This is a genomic window from Prevotella sp. oral taxon 376, assembly GCF_003043945.1.
Lineage (GTDB): Bacteria > Bacteroidota > Bacteroidia > Bacteroidales > Bacteroidaceae > Prevotella.
In genome coordinates this window covers 1-20,470 of record NZ_PYXG01000002.1, presented here as the reverse complement: position 1 = coordinate 20,470, position 20,470 = coordinate 1, and the positions used below count along the sequence as shown (strand labels likewise).

General features: G+C 44.7%; 19 protein-coding genes and 2 tRNA genes. 19 read left to right on the top strand and 2 right to left on the bottom strand.

From position 1 onward, the window contains the following. Positions 1 to 3 precede the first annotated feature (3 nt). The 5 genes from lysA to C7120_RS09470 all read left to right on the top strand — a co-directional run bounded on the left by lysA (position 4) and on the right by C7120_RS09470 (position 6,229). Positions 4 to 1,161 carry a diaminopimelate decarboxylase gene (lysA, locus tag C7120_RS09490; protein ID WP_107621466.1) on the top strand — a complete coding sequence of 386 codons (1,158 nt, stop codon included), beginning with the start codon at positions 4 to 6 and terminating at the stop codon, positions 1,159 to 1,161. Then, positions 1,158 to 2,321: a glycosyltransferase gene (locus tag C7120_RS09485; protein WP_107621465.1), complete on the top strand. Its 1,164-nt coding sequence runs from the start codon at positions 1,158 to 1,160 to the stop codon at positions 2,319 to 2,321. The genes lysA and C7120_RS09485 overlap by 4 nt, the downstream gene beginning before the upstream one ends. Then, positions 2,318 to 3,403, top strand: coding sequence for a hypothetical protein (locus tag C7120_RS09480; protein WP_146154252.1), 1,086 nt, complete (start codon positions 2,318 to 2,320; stop codon positions 3,401 to 3,403). Before C7120_RS09485 ends, C7120_RS09480 begins: the two co-directional genes overlap by 4 nt. Then, entirely contained in the window at positions 3,400 to 5,394 is a 1,995-nt protein-coding gene (locus tag C7120_RS09475; protein WP_107621463.1) for a fructose-1,6-bisphosphatase, read from the top strand. Before C7120_RS09480 ends, C7120_RS09475 begins: the two co-directional genes overlap by 4 nt. A 280-nt stretch (positions 5,395 to 5,674) precedes the next feature. Next, a complete protein-coding gene (locus C7120_RS09470; RefSeq protein WP_107621462.1) occupies positions 5,675 to 6,229 on the top strand; it encodes a 30S ribosomal protein S16 in 555 nt (184 codons plus the stop codon). Between the two features lie 73 nt (positions 6,230 to 6,302). Here the strand turns inward: C7120_RS09470 and C7120_RS09465 are convergent, their stop codons facing one another. Then, entirely contained in the window at positions 6,303 to 7,790 is a 1,488-nt protein-coding gene (locus tag C7120_RS09465) for an alkaline phosphatase family protein (protein WP_107621461.1), read from the bottom strand. 457 nt (positions 7,791 to 8,247) lie between these two features. Between C7120_RS09465 and C7120_RS09460 the strand changes: the two genes are divergently transcribed. The 3 genes from C7120_RS09460 (at position 8,248) to C7120_RS09445 (ending at position 13,495) form a co-directional block, all read left to right on the top strand. After that, on the top strand, positions 8,248 to 10,254 hold the full coding sequence (locus C7120_RS09460; RefSeq protein ID WP_107621460.1) for a hypothetical protein: 2,007 nt from the start codon (positions 8,248 to 8,250) through the stop codon (positions 10,252 to 10,254). Positions 10,255 to 11,055: 801 nt separating this feature from the next. Continuing rightward, entirely contained in the window at positions 11,056 to 11,250 is a 195-nt protein-coding gene (locus C7120_RS09450; RefSeq protein ID WP_107621458.1) for a hypothetical protein, read from the top strand. Positions 11,251 to 11,293: 43 nt separating this feature from the next. After that, a complete protein-coding gene (locus C7120_RS09445; protein ID WP_369916867.1) occupies positions 11,294 to 13,495 on the top strand; it encodes an adhesin in 2,202 nt (733 codons plus the stop codon). 464 nt (positions 13,496 to 13,959) lie between these two features. Here C7120_RS09445 and C7120_RS09440 read toward each other — a convergent pair whose 3' ends face one another. Then, positions 13,960 to 14,655 (bottom strand): S24 family peptidase, encoded by a 696-nt coding sequence (locus tag C7120_RS09440; RefSeq protein ID WP_107621315.1) that lies wholly within the window; start codon positions 14,653 to 14,655, stop codon positions 13,960 to 13,962. 264 nt (positions 14,656 to 14,919) lie between these two features. Here C7120_RS09440 and C7120_RS09435 point away from each other — a divergent pair, with 264 nt between their 5' ends. The 11 genes from C7120_RS09435 (at position 14,920) to C7120_RS14175 (ending at position 20,441) form a co-directional block, all read left to right on the top strand. Beyond that, positions 14,920 to 15,093 carry a helix-turn-helix domain-containing protein gene (locus tag C7120_RS09435; protein ID WP_158267367.1) on the top strand — a complete coding sequence of 58 codons (174 nt, stop codon included), beginning with the start codon at positions 14,920 to 14,922 and terminating at the stop codon, positions 15,091 to 15,093. Between the two features lie 276 nt (positions 15,094 to 15,369). Beyond that, positions 15,370 to 15,452, top strand: a tRNA-Ser gene (locus tag C7120_RS09430). 84 nt (positions 15,453 to 15,536) lie between these two features. Further along, positions 15,537 to 15,648, top strand: a tRNA-Ile gene (locus C7120_RS13965). A 91-nt stretch (positions 15,649 to 15,739) separates the two neighbouring features. After that, positions 15,740 to 16,273: a hypothetical protein gene (locus C7120_RS09425; RefSeq protein WP_107621313.1), complete on the top strand. Its 534-nt coding sequence runs from the start codon at positions 15,740 to 15,742 to the stop codon at positions 16,271 to 16,273. A gap of 70 nt (positions 16,274 to 16,343) precedes the next feature. After that, positions 16,344 to 16,571 carry a hypothetical protein gene (locus C7120_RS09420; protein WP_107621312.1) on the top strand — a complete coding sequence of 76 codons (228 nt, stop codon included), beginning with the start codon at positions 16,344 to 16,346 and terminating at the stop codon, positions 16,569 to 16,571. A gap of 2 nt (positions 16,572 to 16,573) precedes the next feature. After that, on the top strand, positions 16,574 to 17,443 hold the full coding sequence (locus C7120_RS09415; RefSeq protein ID WP_107621311.1) for a hypothetical protein: 870 nt from the start codon (positions 16,574 to 16,576) through the stop codon (positions 17,441 to 17,443). Next, entirely contained in the window at positions 17,440 to 18,198 is a 759-nt protein-coding gene (locus tag C7120_RS09410) for a lambda exonuclease family protein (protein WP_107621310.1), read from the top strand. The genes C7120_RS09415 and C7120_RS09410 overlap by 4 nt, the downstream gene beginning before the upstream one ends. Then, positions 18,195 to 18,938, top strand: a complete 744-nt coding sequence (locus tag C7120_RS09405; protein ID WP_107621309.1) for a phage regulatory protein/antirepressor Ant — start codon at positions 18,195 to 18,197, stop codon at positions 18,936 to 18,938. The genes C7120_RS09410 and C7120_RS09405 overlap by 4 nt, the downstream gene beginning before the upstream one ends. A gap of 20 nt (positions 18,939 to 18,958) precedes the next feature. Continuing rightward, on the top strand, positions 18,959 to 19,126 hold the full coding sequence (locus C7120_RS14180; RefSeq protein WP_107621456.1) for a DUF3127 domain-containing protein: 168 nt from the start codon (positions 18,959 to 18,961) through the stop codon (positions 19,124 to 19,126). A 32-nt stretch (positions 19,127 to 19,158) separates the two neighbouring features. Next, positions 19,159 to 19,398 carry a hypothetical protein gene (locus C7120_RS14365; RefSeq protein ID WP_369916866.1) on the top strand — a complete coding sequence of 80 codons (240 nt, stop codon included), beginning with the start codon at positions 19,159 to 19,161 and terminating at the stop codon, positions 19,396 to 19,398. 857 nt (positions 19,399 to 20,255) lie between these two features. Further along, the gene (locus C7120_RS14175) at positions 20,256 to 20,441 is read left to right on the top strand and encodes a hypothetical protein (RefSeq protein WP_146154251.1); all 186 of its coding nucleotides are present in this window, start codon (positions 20,256 to 20,258) and stop codon (positions 20,439 to 20,441) included. The last annotated feature ends 29 nt before the right edge of the window (positions 20,442 to 20,470 follow it).

Genomic DNA, 20,470 nt, shown 5'->3' with positions numbered 1-20,470 from the left:
AGAATGAAGGGCTGTTTTCCAATTGAGCAATTTAATCACATAGAGACCCCATTCTACTATTATGACACGGCACTCTTGCGTTCCACCCTCCAGGCCATTAACAAGGAGGCTGGTAGGCATGAGAACTTTGTCGTGCACTATGCTATAAAGGCCAATGCCAATCCAAAGATTCTGAATGTCATAAGCCTGGCCGGTCTGGGAGCTGATTGCGTCAGCGGTGGAGAGATACGAGCTGCTTTGTCTACGGGCTTCCCGGCATCTAAGGTTGTATATGCAGGCGTTGGTAAAAGTGATTGGGAAATCAATCTTGGATTGGATAAGGATATTTTCTGCTTTAATGTTGAAAGCAAAGCCGAACTGGAAGTCATCAATGAGTTGGCCGGGAGAAAAGATAAGACTGCCAAGATCTGTCTCCGAATCAATCCTGATGTGGGGGCTCACACCCATGCAAACATAACGACCGGACTTGCGGAAGACAAGTTTGGCATCGCTATGAGCGATATGGATCAGGTTATCGAGGCCGCGAATAAGATGGGAAACATCCAGTTCTTGGGGCTTCACTTCCATATTGGTTCCCAGATTCTTGAGATGGATGACTTTGTGGCGCTTTGTAATCGCATTAACGAAATTCAGAATCATCTCGAAAGGCATCATATAAAAGTGGAGAACATCAATGTAGGAGGTGGTCTCGGTGTTGACTACATACATCCCAACCGAGTTCCCATTCCTGATTTCAAGACCTATTTCAACACCTATGCCCGACACCTCAAATTACGCGATGGGCAGAAGCTGCATTTTGAATTGGGAAGAGCTGTCGTTGCTCAATGTGGCTCCTTGGTTACTCGTAGCTTATATATAAAGCAAGGAACCCACAAACAATTCGTGATCGTTGACGCCGGCATGACCGACTTAATCCGTCCCGCACTCTATCAAGCCTATCACAAGATTGAGAATATCAGTAGCGAAGAACCTACGGAAACATACGATGTGGTTGGGCCGATATGCGAGTCGAGTGATGTCTTTGCCAAGGCCATAGACCTCAACAAAAGCCATAGAGGCGACTTGATTGCCATCCGAAGTGCGGGTGCCTACGGTGAAATTATGGCAAGCCAGTATAATTGTCGCAAAATTCCAACAGGTTATATTACGGAAGATTTATGACTATAGACTATGTTACGATAATTGGAGCGGGCATCGTTGTGGTTGTTTCTTTACTCTCCGTAATCATCAACCCTTTCTTCAGACGATCCTTTCTCGAGAAGGCTTCTCGCGATGAAACAAGGGACGAGGATTCCGAAAGAGATGCATTGCCTCCCCTTTCGGTCATCATCACGCTCCACGACAATGCCCGCGAGATAGAAGAAAGACTGCCTTTGTATCTGAATCAGAATTATCCATCAGACTTTCAGGTTATTATTGTTTACGAAGAAGGCGACAGCGAGACCGAGGACATACTGAAAAGATTCGCCGACAACAGACATCTCTACCATACATTCATCCCAGACAGCTCGCGGTATGTAAGTCGCAAGAAACTGGCCGTAACCATGGGCGTAAAGGCCGCCAAGAACGAATGGATTCTCTTGACTGCTATCGAGTGCCGACCCGCAGGAGAGAATTGGCTCCGCACGATGGCATGCAACGCAAGAAAAGATAAGAACCTGGTGCTGGGAATCAGCAAATATGTGGACGAGGCTAAGCCCTACTACCGTTTTGAACACTTCCACACTTTATATTATGTCCTCCGCAAGGCAGCCAAAGGAACGGCATATCACACGAATTGTGCCAACCTGATGTTTCGGAAGAGCGACTTCCTTGCACAAAGCGGATTCAGCGGAAGCCTCGATCTGCAAAGAGGGGAATATAATTTCCTCGTCAATAAATATGCCCGGAAACATACCACTGCCATAGAGACAAGTCCCGACGCTTGGATGATTGAGGACAGGCCAACCGCAAAAGGGTGGAGAAACAAGCATATCCATGATCTCGCAGGCAGGAATCAGATGCAGAGGGGCCTGTCTTACCGATTGCTTTATAATACAGACCAATGGGCGATTCACCTACCCTTGCTTTTAACTGTATCAGCAATTGCCTTCGCGGTAATTACCCAGAGGTGGATACTCGCCGGCACCGGCATCTTCTGCTTACTATTAATGGCGGTCTTAAGGACATTAACCGCCAGGAAAGCATTAAGCGCGTTTGAAGAAGATATGCCGTCATGGAAAATCTATCCATATGAAATAAGTATCATATGGCATAATCTGGTGAGCATCATCAGATATAAACGGGCAGACAAGTTAAATTTCACAAGCCATAAGCTATGAGGCTCATTCTATACATGTCAAAGACCGACTACAAGGATGAAATCAGCCATCAGCTGATAGATGCCTTGCTCAAAGCCTACGGAGAAGACGCGGAACTCCGGCATGAAGCATCTTTGAAGGGGACGCCCCCCACCCTTGTCCATGTCTTTGGATGTTGGAATCGCACAGCGGCAGACATGATTTTCAAGGCACACAGAAAAGACATACCCACGGTTTATTCGCCCTTAGGAGGACTGATGCCATGGAAGTTAAAGGAACAGAAATATGGCAGGCAACTGAAAATGCTGTCTTTTCAGAGACAGATGACCACGAAAGCCTATGCGCTCCTTGCCTTTAGCCAATTGGAGGCCGAACAACTTCTGGAGATCAAGTGGAACGAAAAGGTACAATTTGTTGAGAATCCATTTGTTACGAACCAGATTTCAGAGGAGGGAATGCTGCAAAAGATACGGGCATTCTACCAGAAAGTGCTTGATTCTAACAGCTCCAGCCTGCTCGACCGGAATACACTTGGCATCATTGGAGGCCTCCTGCAAGCCAGCCTGGACAAGGACGCCTTCCTGGACGAGAACCATAAGACAGGACTTCTGAACGCCATCCGGAATCTGAGGGAAGAAGACTGGAGGACCATCTTCCTATATGCCTCCGACGAACTCATCATCAATCGACTCCGTCAAGGCATTGCCTATCTAAAAATTCAGGCACCCGACATCCCACTTCATGATACAGTAAGATTCGATCCCAACCGTCAATATACGGAGCAACCCATCACAATAGAAGGCGCGGAACCAGAAAAAGAGCTCGCTAAAGTGTTTAAAACGCTCTACGGCGAAGTTCGTCATGATTCTATGCCTTTCAGCCATCTCGCAGACCTATATCAGATTTTAAGATTCGTAAATTATGATGAAAACAAGTTTGAAAGTATTATCAGGAAAGACAGACAGGAAAAGTTTGTAGGCCGGATATTAGGTGTCATGGCCAACATTCTCAATCTCACGGAAGGATTTATGCCCATCTCACCTGTCAACGACAAGGAAACGGACAGACTCACTGGAAACATTACGAAAATAAGAAGATTATGAACGCCAAGAATTATAACATCGAACGAGACATGCATTATCTGCAACTGCTATCACAATCTTTCCCCACGATTGCCGATGCCAGTACTGAAATCATAAACTTGCAGGCAATATTGAACCTCCCGAAAGGTACAGAGCACTTCCTTGCCGATATCCATGGAGAGCATCCGGCATTCCAACATGTGCTGAAAAACGCGTCTGGCAATATCAAACGCAAGGTAAACGAGCTCTTCGGGACCACCCTCAGAGACTATGAGAAGCGCGAGCTCTGTACGCTTATCTATTACCCCGAACAGAAACTGGGACTCGTAGAAGCTACAGAAAAAGACCTCAACGACTGGTATCATATCACAATCCACCGGCTGGTGGCAATATGCCGCGATGTATCGAGCAAATACACACGGTCGAAAGTCCGGAAGTCATTGCCCCAAGACTTCAGCTACATCATTCAGGAACTACTCCACGAGCGGACCGACGATGCTAATAAGATTGCGTATGTCAATGTGATTATCGATACCATCATCAGCACCGGGCGCGCCGACGACTTCATCATAGCAATTGCCAATGTGATACAGCGCCTTGCCATCGACCAGCTCCACATTCTCGGCGATATCTATGACCGGGGACCCGGCGCACACATCATCATGGACACTCTGGCCAACTATCACAACTGGGACATACAATGGGGAAACCACGACATCCTGTGGATGGGGGCCTGTGCCGGCAACGACGCATGCGTCTGCAATGTCATCCGGCTCTCGCTCCGATACGCTAATCTCGCGACGCTCGAAGAAGGATACGGAATCAACCTCGTGCCGCTTGCCACCTTTGCCATGGACACTTATAAAGACGACCCCTGCGAGGAATTCCTGCCGAAGCTAAGCGGAGGGGCCGAACATATCGACGAGCGACAGAAAATCCTTACCGCCCAGATGCACAAGACCATCACCGTCATGCAGTTCAAGGCCGAGGCCCAGCTCTTCGAACGCCACCCCGAATGGAAAATGCAGGACAGGGAACTGCTCAAGGCCATTGATTATCAGACTGGCACCATCAGACTGGAGGGAAAGGAATACCAGTTGACCAGTTGCCACTTTCCCACCATCGATCCCGCAGACCCCATCGCCTTCACCGAAGAGGAGAAAGCATTAATGCAGAAGCTACATCACTCTTTCAGGGTCAGCGAGAAACTGCATAAACACATCAATCTGCTCCTCGGCCATGGATGCATGTATGCCATCTACAACAACAACCTTCTCTTCCATGCCTCGGTTCCGCTGAATGAAGACGGCACACTGAAAGAAGTTGAGATTTACCCCGGCCGGAAATATTCCGGCAGAGACCTGATGCACCGCACGGGAATGATGATTCGCCAGGCCTTCCAGAATGATGCCGCCCCCGAAATGTGCCAGTATGCAAGAGACTATTTCCTCTATCTATGGTGCGGGCCTGACAGTCTGCTATTCGACAAGTCGAAGATGGCCACCTTCGAACGCTACTTCATCACCGATAAAGAGACACACAAGGAGGAAAAGGGGAGCTACTTCAAACTGCGCAACGATGAGAAAATCGTCGACCACATACTCGACGCGTTCGAAGTAAAAGGAGCCAACCGCCACATCATCAATGGTCATGTGCCCGTACATGTGGCCAGCGGTGAGAATCCCATCAAGGCCAACGGCAAACTGATGGTCATTGACGGAGGTTTCTCGCAGGCCTACCACAAGGAGACCGGAATAGCCGGGTACACCCTGGTCTATCACAGTCGCGGATTCCAGCTGGTGCAGCATGCCCCCTTCACTTCCACCACCGAGGCCATCGAGAAAGGCACCGATATCAAGAGCACCATCCAGATCGTGGAGATGAGTGCCCACCGCATGCTCGTTGCTGATACCGACAAGGGCGTTGAACTAAGGCAGCAGATCAAGGATTTAGAGGAACTTCTCTTCGCTTATCGCCACGGCTTCCTGACTGAAAGAGAGCGCAAGAAGTAATCGCAGGCTGCTTGCCGTGGGATTACAAACAGCCTGTAATGGGGTTACACACGGCGTGTAACCGGATTACAAACTGCTTGTAACATCACCGGAAACGGCCGGAAAGAATAAGGGAAACTCCCTTTGGAGAGGAAAAGAGCTGGAAAATGAGGCTATTCTTCAAGTCAACAGCACTTTTTTCCCTTTTTATTTCTTCAATCCTGAAATTTTAATTACCTTTGCATCCGCGTTTACGAGTTGAGCGCATAGAATTCAAACCTAATTAAAAAAATTATTAAAAATGGCAACAAAAATCAGATTGCAACGCGGCGGCCACAAGGGATACGCAGTTTACAGAATTGTGATCGCTGATGTTAACGCACCACGAGATGGTAAATTTACTGAGAAGATTGGCAGTTATAATCCAAACACCAATCCTGCAACCGTAGATTTGAATTTCGATCGTGCACTCTATTGGGTTGAGGTGGGTGCCCAACCAACAGACACAGTGCGTAACATCCTCAAGGGCGAGGGCGTTTACTTGATGAAACACCTGAAAGGTGGCGTAAAGAAAGGAGCTTTCGACGAGGCCGCTCTCCAGCAGAAGTTTGAGGCTTGGAAGTCTGGCAAGGAACAGAAAGCAAGCACTCTCATCGCCAATCAGGCTCATGACAAGAAAAAGGCCGAAGAACTGAGATTGGAGGCAGAGAAGAAAGCCAACGAGGCTATTGCTAAAAAGGTGGCCGACAAGAAGGCTGCTGAAGCTGCCGCAAAGGCAGAAGCAGAGGCTGCTCCCGCTGAAGAGCCAACAGAAACTCCCGTAGAGGAAGCCCCGGAAACTCCCGCAGAAGTGTAACCTTTCTCAGAAAGAAACCATAAAGGCGAGCTCCCATCAGAGCTCGCCTTTTCTTTTAACATCCTCAAAGACGCTATCTCCCGGCAGGATGAATCACCTCATTAATGGCATCGCCCACACAGGCATTGGGCATCTGGATATGCAACAACTCACAGACCGTGGGCGCAATATCTACGATGCGCGTTGGTATTGAAGTCTGGCCCTTATCGATATGCCATCCCATGAAAACAAGCGGAATATGGCTGTCATAGGGATTCCATACGCTATGGCCCGTCCCGATATAGTTGGGATCAGGATCCGCATCCACGGTTCCCGGCTTCGTTATGACATAGAAATCGCCACTGCGCTCGGGGTTATAGCCGTTCACGATACGCTCACGAATCAACTGATTCAAGGTCGTGCTCTGCACATTCTCATAATCTACGACACGATAAACCTTTTCATTCTTACTGAAGAAATCCATGGCTTCCTGCTTTATCTTACCATAGTCTGCGCCTGCTTTCTGAACAGCAGTCCGGTCTATATAGACACGATCGGCGTTAGCGGCAAGCAAGGGCTTGAACCCGTGCTCCGCATGATACTGCTCATTGAATTTCTTTACCTCTTCCCATGCCGCATAAGCATCTGCCTTGATACGATGTCGACGCATCAAGTTATAGTTGTGAATAGCCCCATGGTCTGCCGTGAGGAAGAAAAGATAGTTTTCTTTCCCCACCTTCCGGTCAAGGAATCTGAAAAAATCCGCGAGATCCCTATCAAGCTGCATATAGGCTTCATAGTTCTCTTTGCCGCGAGTGCCATACTTATGGCCAATGGCATCAGTGGAAGATACGCTTACCGCGAGCAGGTCGGTAATTTCATCTTGCCCCATCTGCTCATTCTCGAGAGCGGCTTTCGCCATCTTAAAGGTCAGGGTGATTCCTTCGTTGCTTGTCTTCACATCCTTCCCGGGAGCCTGCTGGTTCTCCTTATTGAATCTCCGTACCCATTGGGGGAGTTCCTTCATGTAATAGGTGCTGGAGATATAATGTCCGGCTTCCGTATCCCACCAGTAGGCCGCGTCAGCACCATGACCCGCGGGAAGAATGGCCGCCCGGTCTTTCAATGCCACTCCAATGACCTTCGCTTTATAGTCGGTGGCGATTTTCAGGACATCGCCAATACCAGAAGCCAGCAGGTTCTTGGGCGACATTTTGCCGGCCCGACCATTAGAGCCGACACTCCGCACATCATCATCCTGACAGCAATACACCTGCTTGCCATTGATGAAGAAATCATTCCCGGCAATGCCCGTAAGTGCCGGCACAGAACCTGTATACGCGCTTGAATGCCCGATGGCCGTAACCGTAGGCACATAATTAATCATCGTATTTTCACAACTGAAACCATCATTGACAAGACGCTTCAACCCACCCTCACCATATTGATCGTAATAATAATACAGGTAGTCCCAGCGCATCTGGTCGACGACGAGGCCAACGACGAGTCTGGGCCTCTCAATTTGTGCATTCATGCCAAGCATTGTCCCGATGAACAGCAGGCTTAAAAAAGTTCTTTTCATGTTATGTAATTGATTAGTTTTGGCTGTTTTTGCAAAGATACTGTTTTTCTTTGACATTACCCTCCCGAGCTTCATATTATTTTTATTTGTGCTTTTTACACTTGAATATTTTCTTTCATATATGGGGGAATTGCCTTGCATTTTGTCATTTTTTGAAGAAAAAACCAAGCATTTCTTTTGTGTTTCACAAATTTTACTTATATTTGTACCGTGTTTCCAGAGAAACGCAATATTTTATCTGCTCAATTCCTCAGTCGAATCTGCAATACGAAAATGAAAAGAGCAGCACAAATACACATTGAGAAGGTGCCATAAGGCGCAGGCTTCACCATAGTGTATTTGGGCATTGCAGAGCCCGACTGAGGTATGGCGAGAGTCTGCGCTCTTTTTTTGTTTTAAAAAGTTAGTGCTGACTTTCGAGTGGAATTTAGTAATAACTCTATAAAAAGACAAGAACATGAAGAGGAAAAGTTATCAATTCCCTTTCACGAAAGTTGTATCTGTAGAGACCGAGAACTTCATTTGCGTATCGGGAAAGATGGGAGACTGGACATTGGACAAGGACGATTCAGATGAGGATGACTGGAGTGATGACGACGACTCGAATAATAGCAAGCCGACGCAGCTTTCCATGAGAGAAACTGGCAATAAGGGATTTTTCAGAAGCATGTCGTTATGCAGCTGTTTGCTGGTGGCATTCCTATTTTCGACTTGCTCTTCCCACGAGGAGGTGGGGCGAGCCGTTACCGTTGCGAAATCAGGCTATGAGGTTTCTCTTGATGTTGAGATAGAGAAACCAAAGAAGGCGGCAGCAAAAGAGATGATGTCGCGCATTGCTGTTACGGAGGATGAGGTGAGCGGGCTCAAGACCACTTGGGAAGACGGCGACAAGCTGACCGTGGCCTACCGAAGTGGCGGCGTTTTGAAAACGACACAACTTTCCGTAGTTTCAACGAACGGCAGGTCCGCTACTTTTCATGGAAGCGTGGAGAGCAGTAGTGATGCCCAGGCTTTCAGGACAAGCACTCTATACGCTGTCAACGACAATGCCTCGGACAAGATCAGCACATCGATTTCGGGCAACAAGCTGAAGGTGAGGGTCGATTTTTCTAGGCAAACGGGCGAAGCAGGCAAAATAGCAGACTATGATTTGTTGTATGCAGAGGGCCAGGCAACATCGGGACTTCGTTTCGCCCATAAGGTAAGCGTCATGCGGTTAGACATCGTTTCAGCCTCCGAGGGCTCTTCGGGAAATGCCATTTCCGGCTTGTCGCTGATTTATGTACCATCGACCTCTACCAGCAAGAGCGTTTTTGCAAAGAGCGCGGAGTTCGAGTTTGGAGACGCCTCAACGAGCACATACGATGGAGCAACCTTTTTTCAGCTATCTAATCTTTCCATTCCTTTCGTTAACGGGAAAGCTGCCGTCTATGCCGTGCTTCCCGCTAACGACGAAAAACTTACGGGCGAGCTCTCCGTGAGGTTAGAAGAGAACGACGGACGGGTCTTTCGCAGGCACATCAATCTTACGGGGAAGTCATTCTCCACGCATAAAGTGGTGGCAAAGACAATCAGGCTGAAGACGGAGCATCGGATTCCCAATATCGGAGATTATCTATATAGCGATGGTACATGGGGACCACTTGCCTATTACGCGGACAAATTCCCCGTGGCATTAGTGTTCAGCAACTATACGAGTGAGGCCGACAGGCAGAAAGGTTACAAGCATGGCTATGCCGTAGCCTTGCGTGACGCGGCGTGGCCAACTCCTTGGAGCCCTGACAACGAGGACTATCCAGAGGCGGAGAATGTGTTTGAGCATATTGGCGCTACGGCTCCTCTCACCATGATGAAAAACTTGGACGGGCTGACGACTTGCCAAAAGCTGAACACTGAATATTTGAGTAACTACACTTATGATAATTACTATAACCATGGCGGAAAGAAGGCGGCCATCCCCTTGGCAATGGAATACGGGAAGCAATGGTGGCGGCATGCTTACACCGGCTCACCTGAAGTACCGGTTCCCACAGGTACAAGCGGCTGGTATCTTCCAAGCATCGGACAATGGTTTATGATGTTTACAAACTTAACGGGACTCAATCCCAACGACCTCATCAAGAGAGCGGACCAATATGGACAGGTGTATACATTGAGCTGGACTTTCAGTTCCGCAAGTGAAAAGAGAAAGTATTTGGATAAGTTCACCAAATATTTTGATAGCAATTCCAACCCGATATTAAAAGCATATTATGAGTCTCATAGAATTCCGGAGATAACTTTCTATCTGCCCGCCGATGGGCAATCGGATTGGTATCTGTGGACCTGCGACGAGGCTAAAAGCGGTGGCTATGCTTGTTGTGTCCATCTGTCGCAGACGGCGATTTCCTTCACTTACCTTGACAAGCGGTCTGGCGAAAATTCACTTAATGGCTATGCGGCCCGCTCGGTAATCGCTTTTTAAATAGGCGCGATAAAAAATAATTGATACGGCCTCTTTTCTGCAGCTTTTCTCCTAACGGTTTTTTACTCTCCTAAAAGCCGTTAGAAGACGGGCTGATAACGATCGTCTTCTCGACCGGAAGCGATCTTTTCCTTTCGCGAGGCATTCGCCTGCATACTGTTTCTGCATAATTCCCGGATTTTATTTGCATATTCAAATAATTTTGCCTACCTTTGCTGCCGTTTATAAAGGGTTCTAAAATTAGCAATGCCAAAACGACATTTAAAAAAGTGGACTTATGCCGTACCGAACAAGAATTGATCTCTGCAAATATGAAGGTGAATTATTTGGCTGCTCCAAATAATTTGTTTCTTCCTCTCGCACATATAGACGAGCCGTCGCTTACACTCCCCAAAAACATTTCTGCTCCGCACATGCGCAAGAGATAGCGTGCTAACACTATCATTCATAGGAATCTTATAACAACCCTTTCCGTATCGTTATGCCAAATCTACCAAAAGTAGAATAAGGTTGGGAATAGCGGTCAATATTTCAACGAACAATCATTTAAATAAAGCAAAAAGAAGATATGAATTGAAATCAAATTATAAGACATCGCAAAATGGAGTCGCGGAAATGAAACGATAGTTGCTGGTGTGCCTATATAGTAAAATCGTTCCAAGAGCGTTATACCCACCGCTTTGAGTAAGGTGATTGTGAGACAAGAAAAAATCCTGCATCTAACGCTATAAAAGAAAGAAAAAAAATACCTATCAAACTGCTCTTTGATATGTCAAAGAAATATCAAAATATAAAAAAGCAATGAAAAAGAGAATTTATAATCAACCTGCTGTTGAGCTGTTCCTACTATCCTCTGCGGAGCTGATGCAACTACCCGGTGCATCACAATTCGACAATGATGGTGATGGACAGACAGACCAAAGACCCCCTATTATCGGCGATCCGGACGAAGGTATTGGCGCAAAGAGAGGAATCTTCGATTATGATGAGACATGAGGGAATTTAGGAGAATTAGTTTAAATCAAAAGTTTTAAAAAAGATGAAGCGAAAGAATTTACCAAACATATTTGTGCTCGTATTACTCTTTGTCGCAGGTAAGGCAATGGCGCAAGGACAGAACTCCAACTTTCAATGGATAGGCAATCCGGTAACCTCAGTGGCCGACGAAACCGATGAGGACCAAGGCACGGTGTATCTTTACAACATGGGAACGGGCAAATACCTCAATACAGGAAGCTACTGGGGCACTGTGGTTGTAGGCTTTAATGTGGGTATGACCGTAACCATTAAAACCTCAACCATTCCAGGATATTACCAGATGATCGGCCCGTTGGTGACCACGGAGGGAAAAAATATCGCCTTCGGCAGACAGATGGACACACCTGGACATGATAACCTCATCAATTATAACCGCGTGTATGTGGATAGAGGTGTATCTTATACAGACCCTTTCACCAATACAGAACATCTCAATGGTATATTGGAATGGAAGTTTACAGAGACAAGCAATGGCAGCAAGACCTATTATATCCACTGCACCAATGATGAAACCCGCGCCGGAATGGGTGGAGAAATCTATCTCACAATGGCATCTACGGGTACCGGAAAGACCTACGACATCACCTATCCGCATACCGAGAACGGTGCTTACAGCCAATGGAAGATTGTAACCAAGGCTGACCTCAAGGCTGCGTTCAAGGAAACCTACGCCTCCGACGAAAAGCCCGCGGATGCCACATTCCTTGTCTACGACCAGAATTTCGAGCGCGGCAATATCCATGTGGGTAAATGGGTGCCAAGCGGAGGCCTCACCGGCACATACAACAACAAGTTTGTCTTCGATCCATCCAAATCGGGCGAAACTTATTATGTGGGCAATGGTGCCATCAGTAGCAACTATTACATGGCCAACTATGCCGGCTACACTACGGCCAATGTGCGCAATATCGGCCACGACAACAAGGCCAATGGTGCCATAACGCAGTCGGTTACTACCCTTAAAGCCGGATGGTACAAGGTTACATGCAATGGCTTCTATCATGCGGACAGCAATAGCGGCATAGTTTCCAAGATGTTTGCAAGAGTGCAGGGTGCCACAGAGCCACAGTCCAATGTGGAAACAACACTCGACCTGCTCAGTAAAAGCGACCAATTCGCCTATACGGTGAGCGATATGACACATGTTTATGATGGGACGGATTTAGACAATCATGTCATCAGTCCATATGCCAAGGCAGGAATGCTGTTTGCTGAAGGCAAGTACGAGAACTCCCTCTTGGTGTATGTGCCCACTGCGGGTAATATCCTGAACCTTGGAATAGAGATCAGCGGCTCTACTGAAGACCTCGACTGGACCTCGTGGGACAACTTCCAACTGCAATATTGCGGCAATCGAGACATGGTATTGGACGAAGCACAGACAGGCCTGAATTATATCACGCAACAGGTTGATGCCAATTATGCCAACACGCTCATCCTAAAACGCACCATGAAAGTGGGCTTGTGGAACTCGATCATGCTGCCCGTGTCGCTCACAGCCGCACAAGTGAAGACTGCTTTCGGCGACCAGACTAAGCTCTCGAAGCGGCCTAAACAGTCTACAAACATTGCTACGAGAATTGATTTTACATCTGTCAGTCTCACTAATGACGCAGATATTGCTATTGAGGCCAATACGCTCTATATCATTAAGCCAAGCAAAGAGCCTGTCGGGACAGGAAATGCCCCATATACAAAGCGGCTCAAGGACAACACCGATATCTCCGTAACAGCACCTTACTATATCATCAATAATGTAACATTGGCTACCGACCCTGCCATCAACTATTCAGATGGTATTGTGAAAGAAGAGTCTTCTACTTCTACCACTATCGATGGCAAGTTGCAGTTCTGTGGTTCGCTTGTCAATAAAAGCAATAAGGTTGTACCAGCCTATTCGTATGTTTTGGGGGCGAAAGATGGATTGTGGTACTACACACAGAATGCGAATGCGATAAAGGGTTTCCGCTGCTGGATAGCCACCGGTTCTGAAGCGCAGGCTAAAGCGCTGACATTCTATATAGATGGAATAGAAGAAAATACCATAACGGGCATAGACTCGATTGTAGCCAATGGGGATACAAGCATGGCAGGAAATGTCTACTCCATCAACGGACAGCTTGTGCGTAGCAATACTACTTCGCTCGAAGGCTTGAGTAAGGGCATATATATTATCAATGGTAAGAAATATATAGTAAAATAATAGCAGTAGACAGCACATTATGAATAATGATAAAAAGCTATCATTTAGCTCCTAAAAAGAAAAGCTCCATAGTACTATGGAGCTTTTCTTTTTGCAAACAGTATGGTTCCTTGCAAAAATTTGATGTAGAATCTCTCTTAAGATTCTATGTTGCTGTTAATAACAATGGCTTAGGCAGGGAGCATCTCAATTCATTTGAAAAGGTATTTTCTTCTCCTTGAATAAAAATACTGATAAATCGATGTCTAACTTGGATTTCAATAGGAATAATTATTGTCCCCCGAACGGGGATATATACCCCTCGCCGTTTTGCATTGATTCCTCGTCTATTCAAGGGGGGATCTTTTCAATTATAGATCAGCTTGACAAAGTATATCAATATGACTATCAGAGTGATTCCGTTGGGATTCGAAGATATGCTGATTATCAGATATTTACATAAAAATGGTACGAATTTTGTACTTCTATAATGGGTTGACAGCAAGCTCTACTTTGAAGACCCTTATAATATCAGACTTGGAAACATCTTGAAAGTCTCCGTATTTAGGATCTTTATTTTCAGGAACAAGGCGCACCTTGTCTTCATCATTAGAGCGCACAACCCACTTTACGGTACGCATATCACTTCTTGTAATAAGTGCGTAGACTTCCCCGTAAATTATTCCGTTCACGCCATCTTCTATGTGTTTGAGGCATATCTTTGCCCCAGACCTGATGAGAGGAGACATGCTATCGCCCGTCAGGTTGCACCAATAGAACCCAGCCTTGTTGTATGGTTCCATACTTATATACGAAACGGGGATTGTTGTTTGGTCATTTACCATCAAGTCAAATCCACCAAGGAAGTCTACATTGTAGTATGGTCTACCAACCTTGGACACTTCAATTGCATTTTCTGTCTCGTCATGTAGCCACATCTTCCCCTCTCCCGTTTCGAGCCACTTGATGTTAAAAAGCGGTTGGGCGTTACGGATGTTCTCATAAGTACTCCTGTATAATCTCTTTTGATCATCCGGAGTGTCTCGCTTCTCGGCATTATGAAAGAAGCCATTTGGCAGACCAAACTCTCTTTCAAACGATGTAGGAGAATTGTCTGAACTTTTTTGAAGATAACTGTCAAGGACCGTCAACAATCTTTGATAAGAATTAATATTTGCCATAATTTACTGTATTTTAGGTGTTTACTTAATAATCAAATCACATTTGCTTCGTTTTAATATGTTTCATAATCAAAATATATGTTAAATATCTATTCAAAATCTATTGCGTTTTAGATTTTATGCCTATATTTGCCATAAGAAATCTTACCATATACTGATATGAATAAAACGAAATCTACGATGTCTCACGACATATATTAGATTAATTTTGCAAATATACAAAAAATCATTAGATTAATGTGTAAATTAAATGGAAAAACTAATATGGCAAGTGAAGAAACATATCTGACGACGAGACAGACCGCTGCCGTTCTCAATGTAAGTGAGAAGACCGTGCGGAGGTATGTGAGAGACTGTATTATACCGTTCACAAAACCAAGGGGACGCTACTACTTTGCAAAAAGTCAGCTAATAGCTTTCATCAACAATGAGCTATAGGCGCAAGAGCCTATAACGCCGAAAGCAAATTTATTGGAAAACAGACGCAGCCGTTGCGTCCGCCGAAAGACAGGTCCAAGTTGAATGTAGGCAAAGCGGTTGGGGTGGTTGATTAAAAGTTGCACCTCTATAGAATATCATAGACATATTCATAAAAACGTATAAAAGGCTAAGACAAAAAAAATGAGTAGTCATGGACTTTAAAGAATTGATAACGCAATTCGCTCAAATAAAACATAGCCACACATCTTTCCACGGATAGGTGTGTGGCAACATGGAAGGCTGGCAGAGTGGTAATGCAGCACATTGCTAATGTGTAATACAGAAATGTATCGGAGGTTCGAGTCCTCCGTCTTCCGCAAAGCTCGTGAGAGTCACTTTTTATCATACCAAATAAGTATTTAATTGATTCTTTTTTACAGGGGAGCGCCCCTGTTTTTATTGGAGGCGTGATGGAATTGGTAGACATACCCCGAATACGGGATGGCATAAGGTTGAGAGTGGCCATGCTAAAGCCTTTGTAAGTCCGTGCAGGTTCGAGTCCTGCCACCTCCACTATTAGACTACAAACAAAGTGATAAATCTTGTGTCCGCATTGCCTGTGAAGGTAGTGCGGATTTTTTGTTGAACATAATTTATAAGATATATGGAAGGAAGAACATTTATTGGTATAGACCCTGGAAGTAAAGGATATTTTTCTGTAATCTACCCCGACAACTCGAAAGAATTTATTTCTATAGCCGACAATGACGAACTTGGGTTGTCAAGAGAATTAAAAAGAATAAAAGACAAGTCTAACGAGAATGTCGTGGCTTGTATGGAAGAGATACATGCGATATTCGGATCTTCCGCAAAATCCACATTCTCTTTTGGTCAGACATTCGGAATACTGAAAGGCATTCTTGTCGCTCTTGAAATACCCTACCACCTTGTGCCGCCAAAGGCGTGGCAGAAAGAGATTTGGACAAATTCAGATCTGGTTGTGTCGTATAAGGTCATAAAGCGCAACGGGAAAGAGACCAATGTAAAAGATATAAACACAAAGGCTACTTCTTTTAACGCTTCAAGGAGACTATTCCCTGATGTGGATTTAAGGAGAAGCGAAAGGTGTAGGAATCTTGATGATAACAAATCGGACTCTTTGCTTATTGCAGAGTACGCCAGGAGAAAGAATTTATAAGTGTTATATTTGCGTATTTAGGTGTAGGCTAACCGTCTGTGAAGATAGTTAGCTTTTTTTATTTCTGTGTATGATAGATGTATACGATATAATAAAGCAGATAAACAAACAGAAAGCTGAGGCCCACAAGTTTCCAATCTCTGCTAATTTCAACGAGGTGATGGGCGAAGTTACCGCCCAAGTTAAAAGTGAAATTAATCAAATGGTGTCCGAAAACAAAATAACCTATAACCAAACATTAAACAGCTTTTCGTTTGAAGTGATTGATGATATTTTTAACCAACAAATAAGTGAATAATTATGGAAGAAAATTTTAACCAAGTGCCATCTGTGGAAGAAGCGCAAATGGAAGTTATCGAAGTACAGCAGGCAGAAATGCTTGCGGCAATCAACAAGAGTGAGATTGACACGCAGATTGCAACGGCAAAGCAATACCCACGCAATCTTGCAAGAGTATTAAACAACATTGAAACACTTGCTACTATGGATGAGGAAACGGCTGCAAGTTGTTTCTATGTGCTTCGCAGACAAGGAAAGGTTATTGAAGGGCCTTCGGTTCGCATGGCAGAAATTATTGCGTCAGCCTGGGGCAATCTGAGAGTCCAAGCACGCATCATTGGCAATGACGGAAAGATGATTACCGCACAAGGTGTATGTCATGATCTCGAAAGCAACTATGCAACATCTGTTGAGGTGAAACGCAGAATCACCGACAAAAATGGGAAGACATATTCGGACGACATGCAAGTTGTAACAGGGAACGCAGCCTGCGCTATTGCCATGCGTAATGCTGTAATGAAAGTTGTCCCATCTGCCCTTATCAAGAAAGTTATTGGCAAGGCAAAAAAGGTGTCCCTTGGGCAATCTATGGCGCTTGAAAACATCCGGCAGAGTATGATGCAGTATTTCTCAAAAATCGGCGTCGAAGAGCAATGTATTTTGGACTACCTATCTGTATCAAAGGTTGACGAGATTGATACTGATATGGTCGTTGAACTGCGAGGTCTTGCTACTGCGATCAAAGAAGGGACAACAACCGTTCAAGAGACATTTTTCCCTAAGAGTACCACGCCCTTGGAGGCCACGGAAGAAGAGGTTAATCCTGCCAAAGACTTATTTGGGGAAAAAGATAAGGCTCCCTCTGAAAAGAAAAAAGGCGAGAAGAAATGAACGACTTACAAAGAACGACAGATTGGTACCTCGCCCGAAAGGGTCGTGTGACCGCCTCTGAAATCTATATCCTCCTTGCCAACCACAAGGAGGATATGACAGAAGAGGAAATAGAGGAGTATAAGAAACTTAATCCAAAGTCACGAGTCAGAACAAAAGAGGTCCCGTTCTCACAAGGCACATTCTCTTATCTTGATGGGAAGATAGCCGAGCAATTCATGCCTGACAACGCTTTCCTTGAATATATGGAAGATTGTGCGCCGCACTCACGGGCAATGGATTGGGGAACGCTTATGGAGAATTCTGCACGAATGCGGTTCTGCAATGAAACCGGGGAAGAAGTGCTTGACGCTCCATTTATACCGCTTAAGGGCTATGAAAGGTTTGCTGGAGGTTCACCTGACGGTATTATCCGCAGTGGTGGCATCTTGGAAATCAAGTGCCCGTTCAACCCTGCCATTCATCTTAAACATTTCTTATACGAAACGGCAGAAGATTTAAAAGAAGACAATTTGCAATATTTCAGCCAGTGTCAGTACAACATGATTTGCGTTGAACGTGAAACTGATATCGAAGTACCATTCTGCAAATTTGTAAGTTACGATCCGCGTACTTCCAAGAGCAAACAACTAAAGGTGCTTACCATACCAAAGGATGTTGAGTTTCAGAAGCAACTTCTTGAACGCACGGAGTTGGCGGTGCAGTACTTTAGAGAAAAGATAGAAAAGATTAATAATGCTAAAATGATAGTATGACAGACGGTGAACTTGTTTACAAAAGCAAAGACGGAAAGGCTTTGACAACAAGCCTTAAAATAGCAGAAGTATTCGGAAAAAGAAATGCAGATGTATTGCGCGATATTCGTAATTTACATTGTAGCCCCGAATTTAGAGAGCGCAATTTTGCGTTAATGGTGAATATCAACAAGTTACCACAAGGCGGCGCACAAAAGTCTGAATACTACCAAATGACAAAAGACGGCTTCACTATACTTGTTATGGGGTACACCGGGGCCAAGGCAATGGCGTTCAAAGAAAAGTACATTGAGGCTTTCAATAGAATGGAAGAAACCATTAAAAATGGTGGATTCTCACTTCCGCAAACCTTTGCTCAAGCATTAATGCTTGCTGCCAAACAGCAAGAAAAGATAGAAGAGCAAAACAGACTTCTTGTAGAACAGGAACCTAAAGTTCAATTCTTTGATGCAGTAGCGAGCAGTAAGGATGCCATTGAAATGAAATCTGTTGCCAATACGCTTGATTTTGTGGGCGTAGGACGAAACAAGCTCTTTGAGATACTTAGAGACGCTGGAGTTCTCACTCATAAGAATCAACCAATGCAGCGTTTCATCGACAATGGGTGCTTCAGAACTATTGAACAGAAATACGAGAAGTCTGATGGTGAAATTTGCATCAATATCAAGACACTTGTCTATCAGAAAGGAGTAAATTACATAAAGAGCCTGCTTGAAAAGTTAGGCTACAAACAAAGGTAAACTAAAATAAATTCATAACAATGGATATACAAATTATCGGCACTATTGTCAATGTGCTGCCAAAAGTTACGGGCTCCTCCCAAAGGGGTGATTGGAGCAAACAAGAGTATGTTATCAATGTAGAGGGCGAAAACGAGCAATATCCTCGCTCAATCTGCTTTCAGATTTTGGAGAAGAAAAAATCTTAAATGCAGGTCTACAATTAAACGAGAGGGTTCGGGTGCACTTGGATATTGACTGCCATGAGTACAATGGGAAATTCTACAACCAAATTTCTTGTTGGAAAGTAGACCGAAATGCCCAACAGCAAGGAAATGCGGTCGTTTACCCCGAAAACCAACAAGCTACTACTCGGCAGACCACTCAGCAACAGTTCCCTCCACAGGTGAATAGCCAAGGGGTGCCTCAACGACCAGCTACACCACAACCAAAGGAAGATTCCGATGACCTCCCCTTCTGATATATGAACATGTTAGCCCTGCCTTTGTCGGTGGGGCTTTTTAATTTGATGAGATATGAAAGCGAGTCAAAGATTGTTTTATAAACGATAATATTATTTCATGGTAAGCCGGATAGGCGGTGTTAGCTACTCTCGTCGAAAAGGTGTTCCCAATCGCCCTGCCGGTTTATCTTTTACAAATTGGGATAAAATAGATTGGGATGAAAAAAGACCAAGAAAAAAACGCTCTCATACGAAGAGCAAATCAGAAGTCCACATTGGCAGAAACGCAGATTACAGATTTTGCAGCGTGATAATTTCACATGCCAAATTTGTGGTAGTACAGAGAAAACACTACATGTGCACCATCTTTGTTACAGGAACGGTGCAAAAATATGGGATTACCCAGACAAGACGCTAATAACTTTGTGCGAAGATTGTCATATGATGGAACATGAAATGCGAAATGGAAATGACCATTCTGTAACAAATCTTATCCACGACTTATCAATTAGTGGATTTACTAATTTTGAGCTTGTTTCTATATTGTACAAAATTGCGCATGAAAGTTTCGTTCATGACAACCAATTTGTTATAAGTAACTTGCTAAATCGCAAAGAGGAAATACCACTTGAAGGTTGTCCATGACTACGACACGCTGCTCTTTTCTGATACTAATAGCGTATTAAGAAAACTTGCGGAAAGAAGAAGTTGTATTAAGGAAGCAAATTATAGTCTATTATGGATGGTAGTTGGATAAAGTTATATCGGAAATTCCAAGATTGGGAATGGTACACCGACTCACAAGCGGTTCATTTGTTCCTACATTTACTTTTGTCTGCAAACAGCAAAGACAAGAAGTGGAGGGGTAAAAAGATATGCAGAGGGAACTTGTTACATCTGTAAAAAGTCTTAGTGAAGCCACAGAAATACCAGTAATAAGTGTAAGGAGGAAGCTAAAAACCCTCCAGGAAAGCGGCGCAATTTTGGTAAAAACGACAAACAGATTTAGCGATATAACTATCTGTAAATATGACGATTACCAAACAAATGAGCAAAAATGAGCAAACAAATGAGCAAACAAATGAGCAAA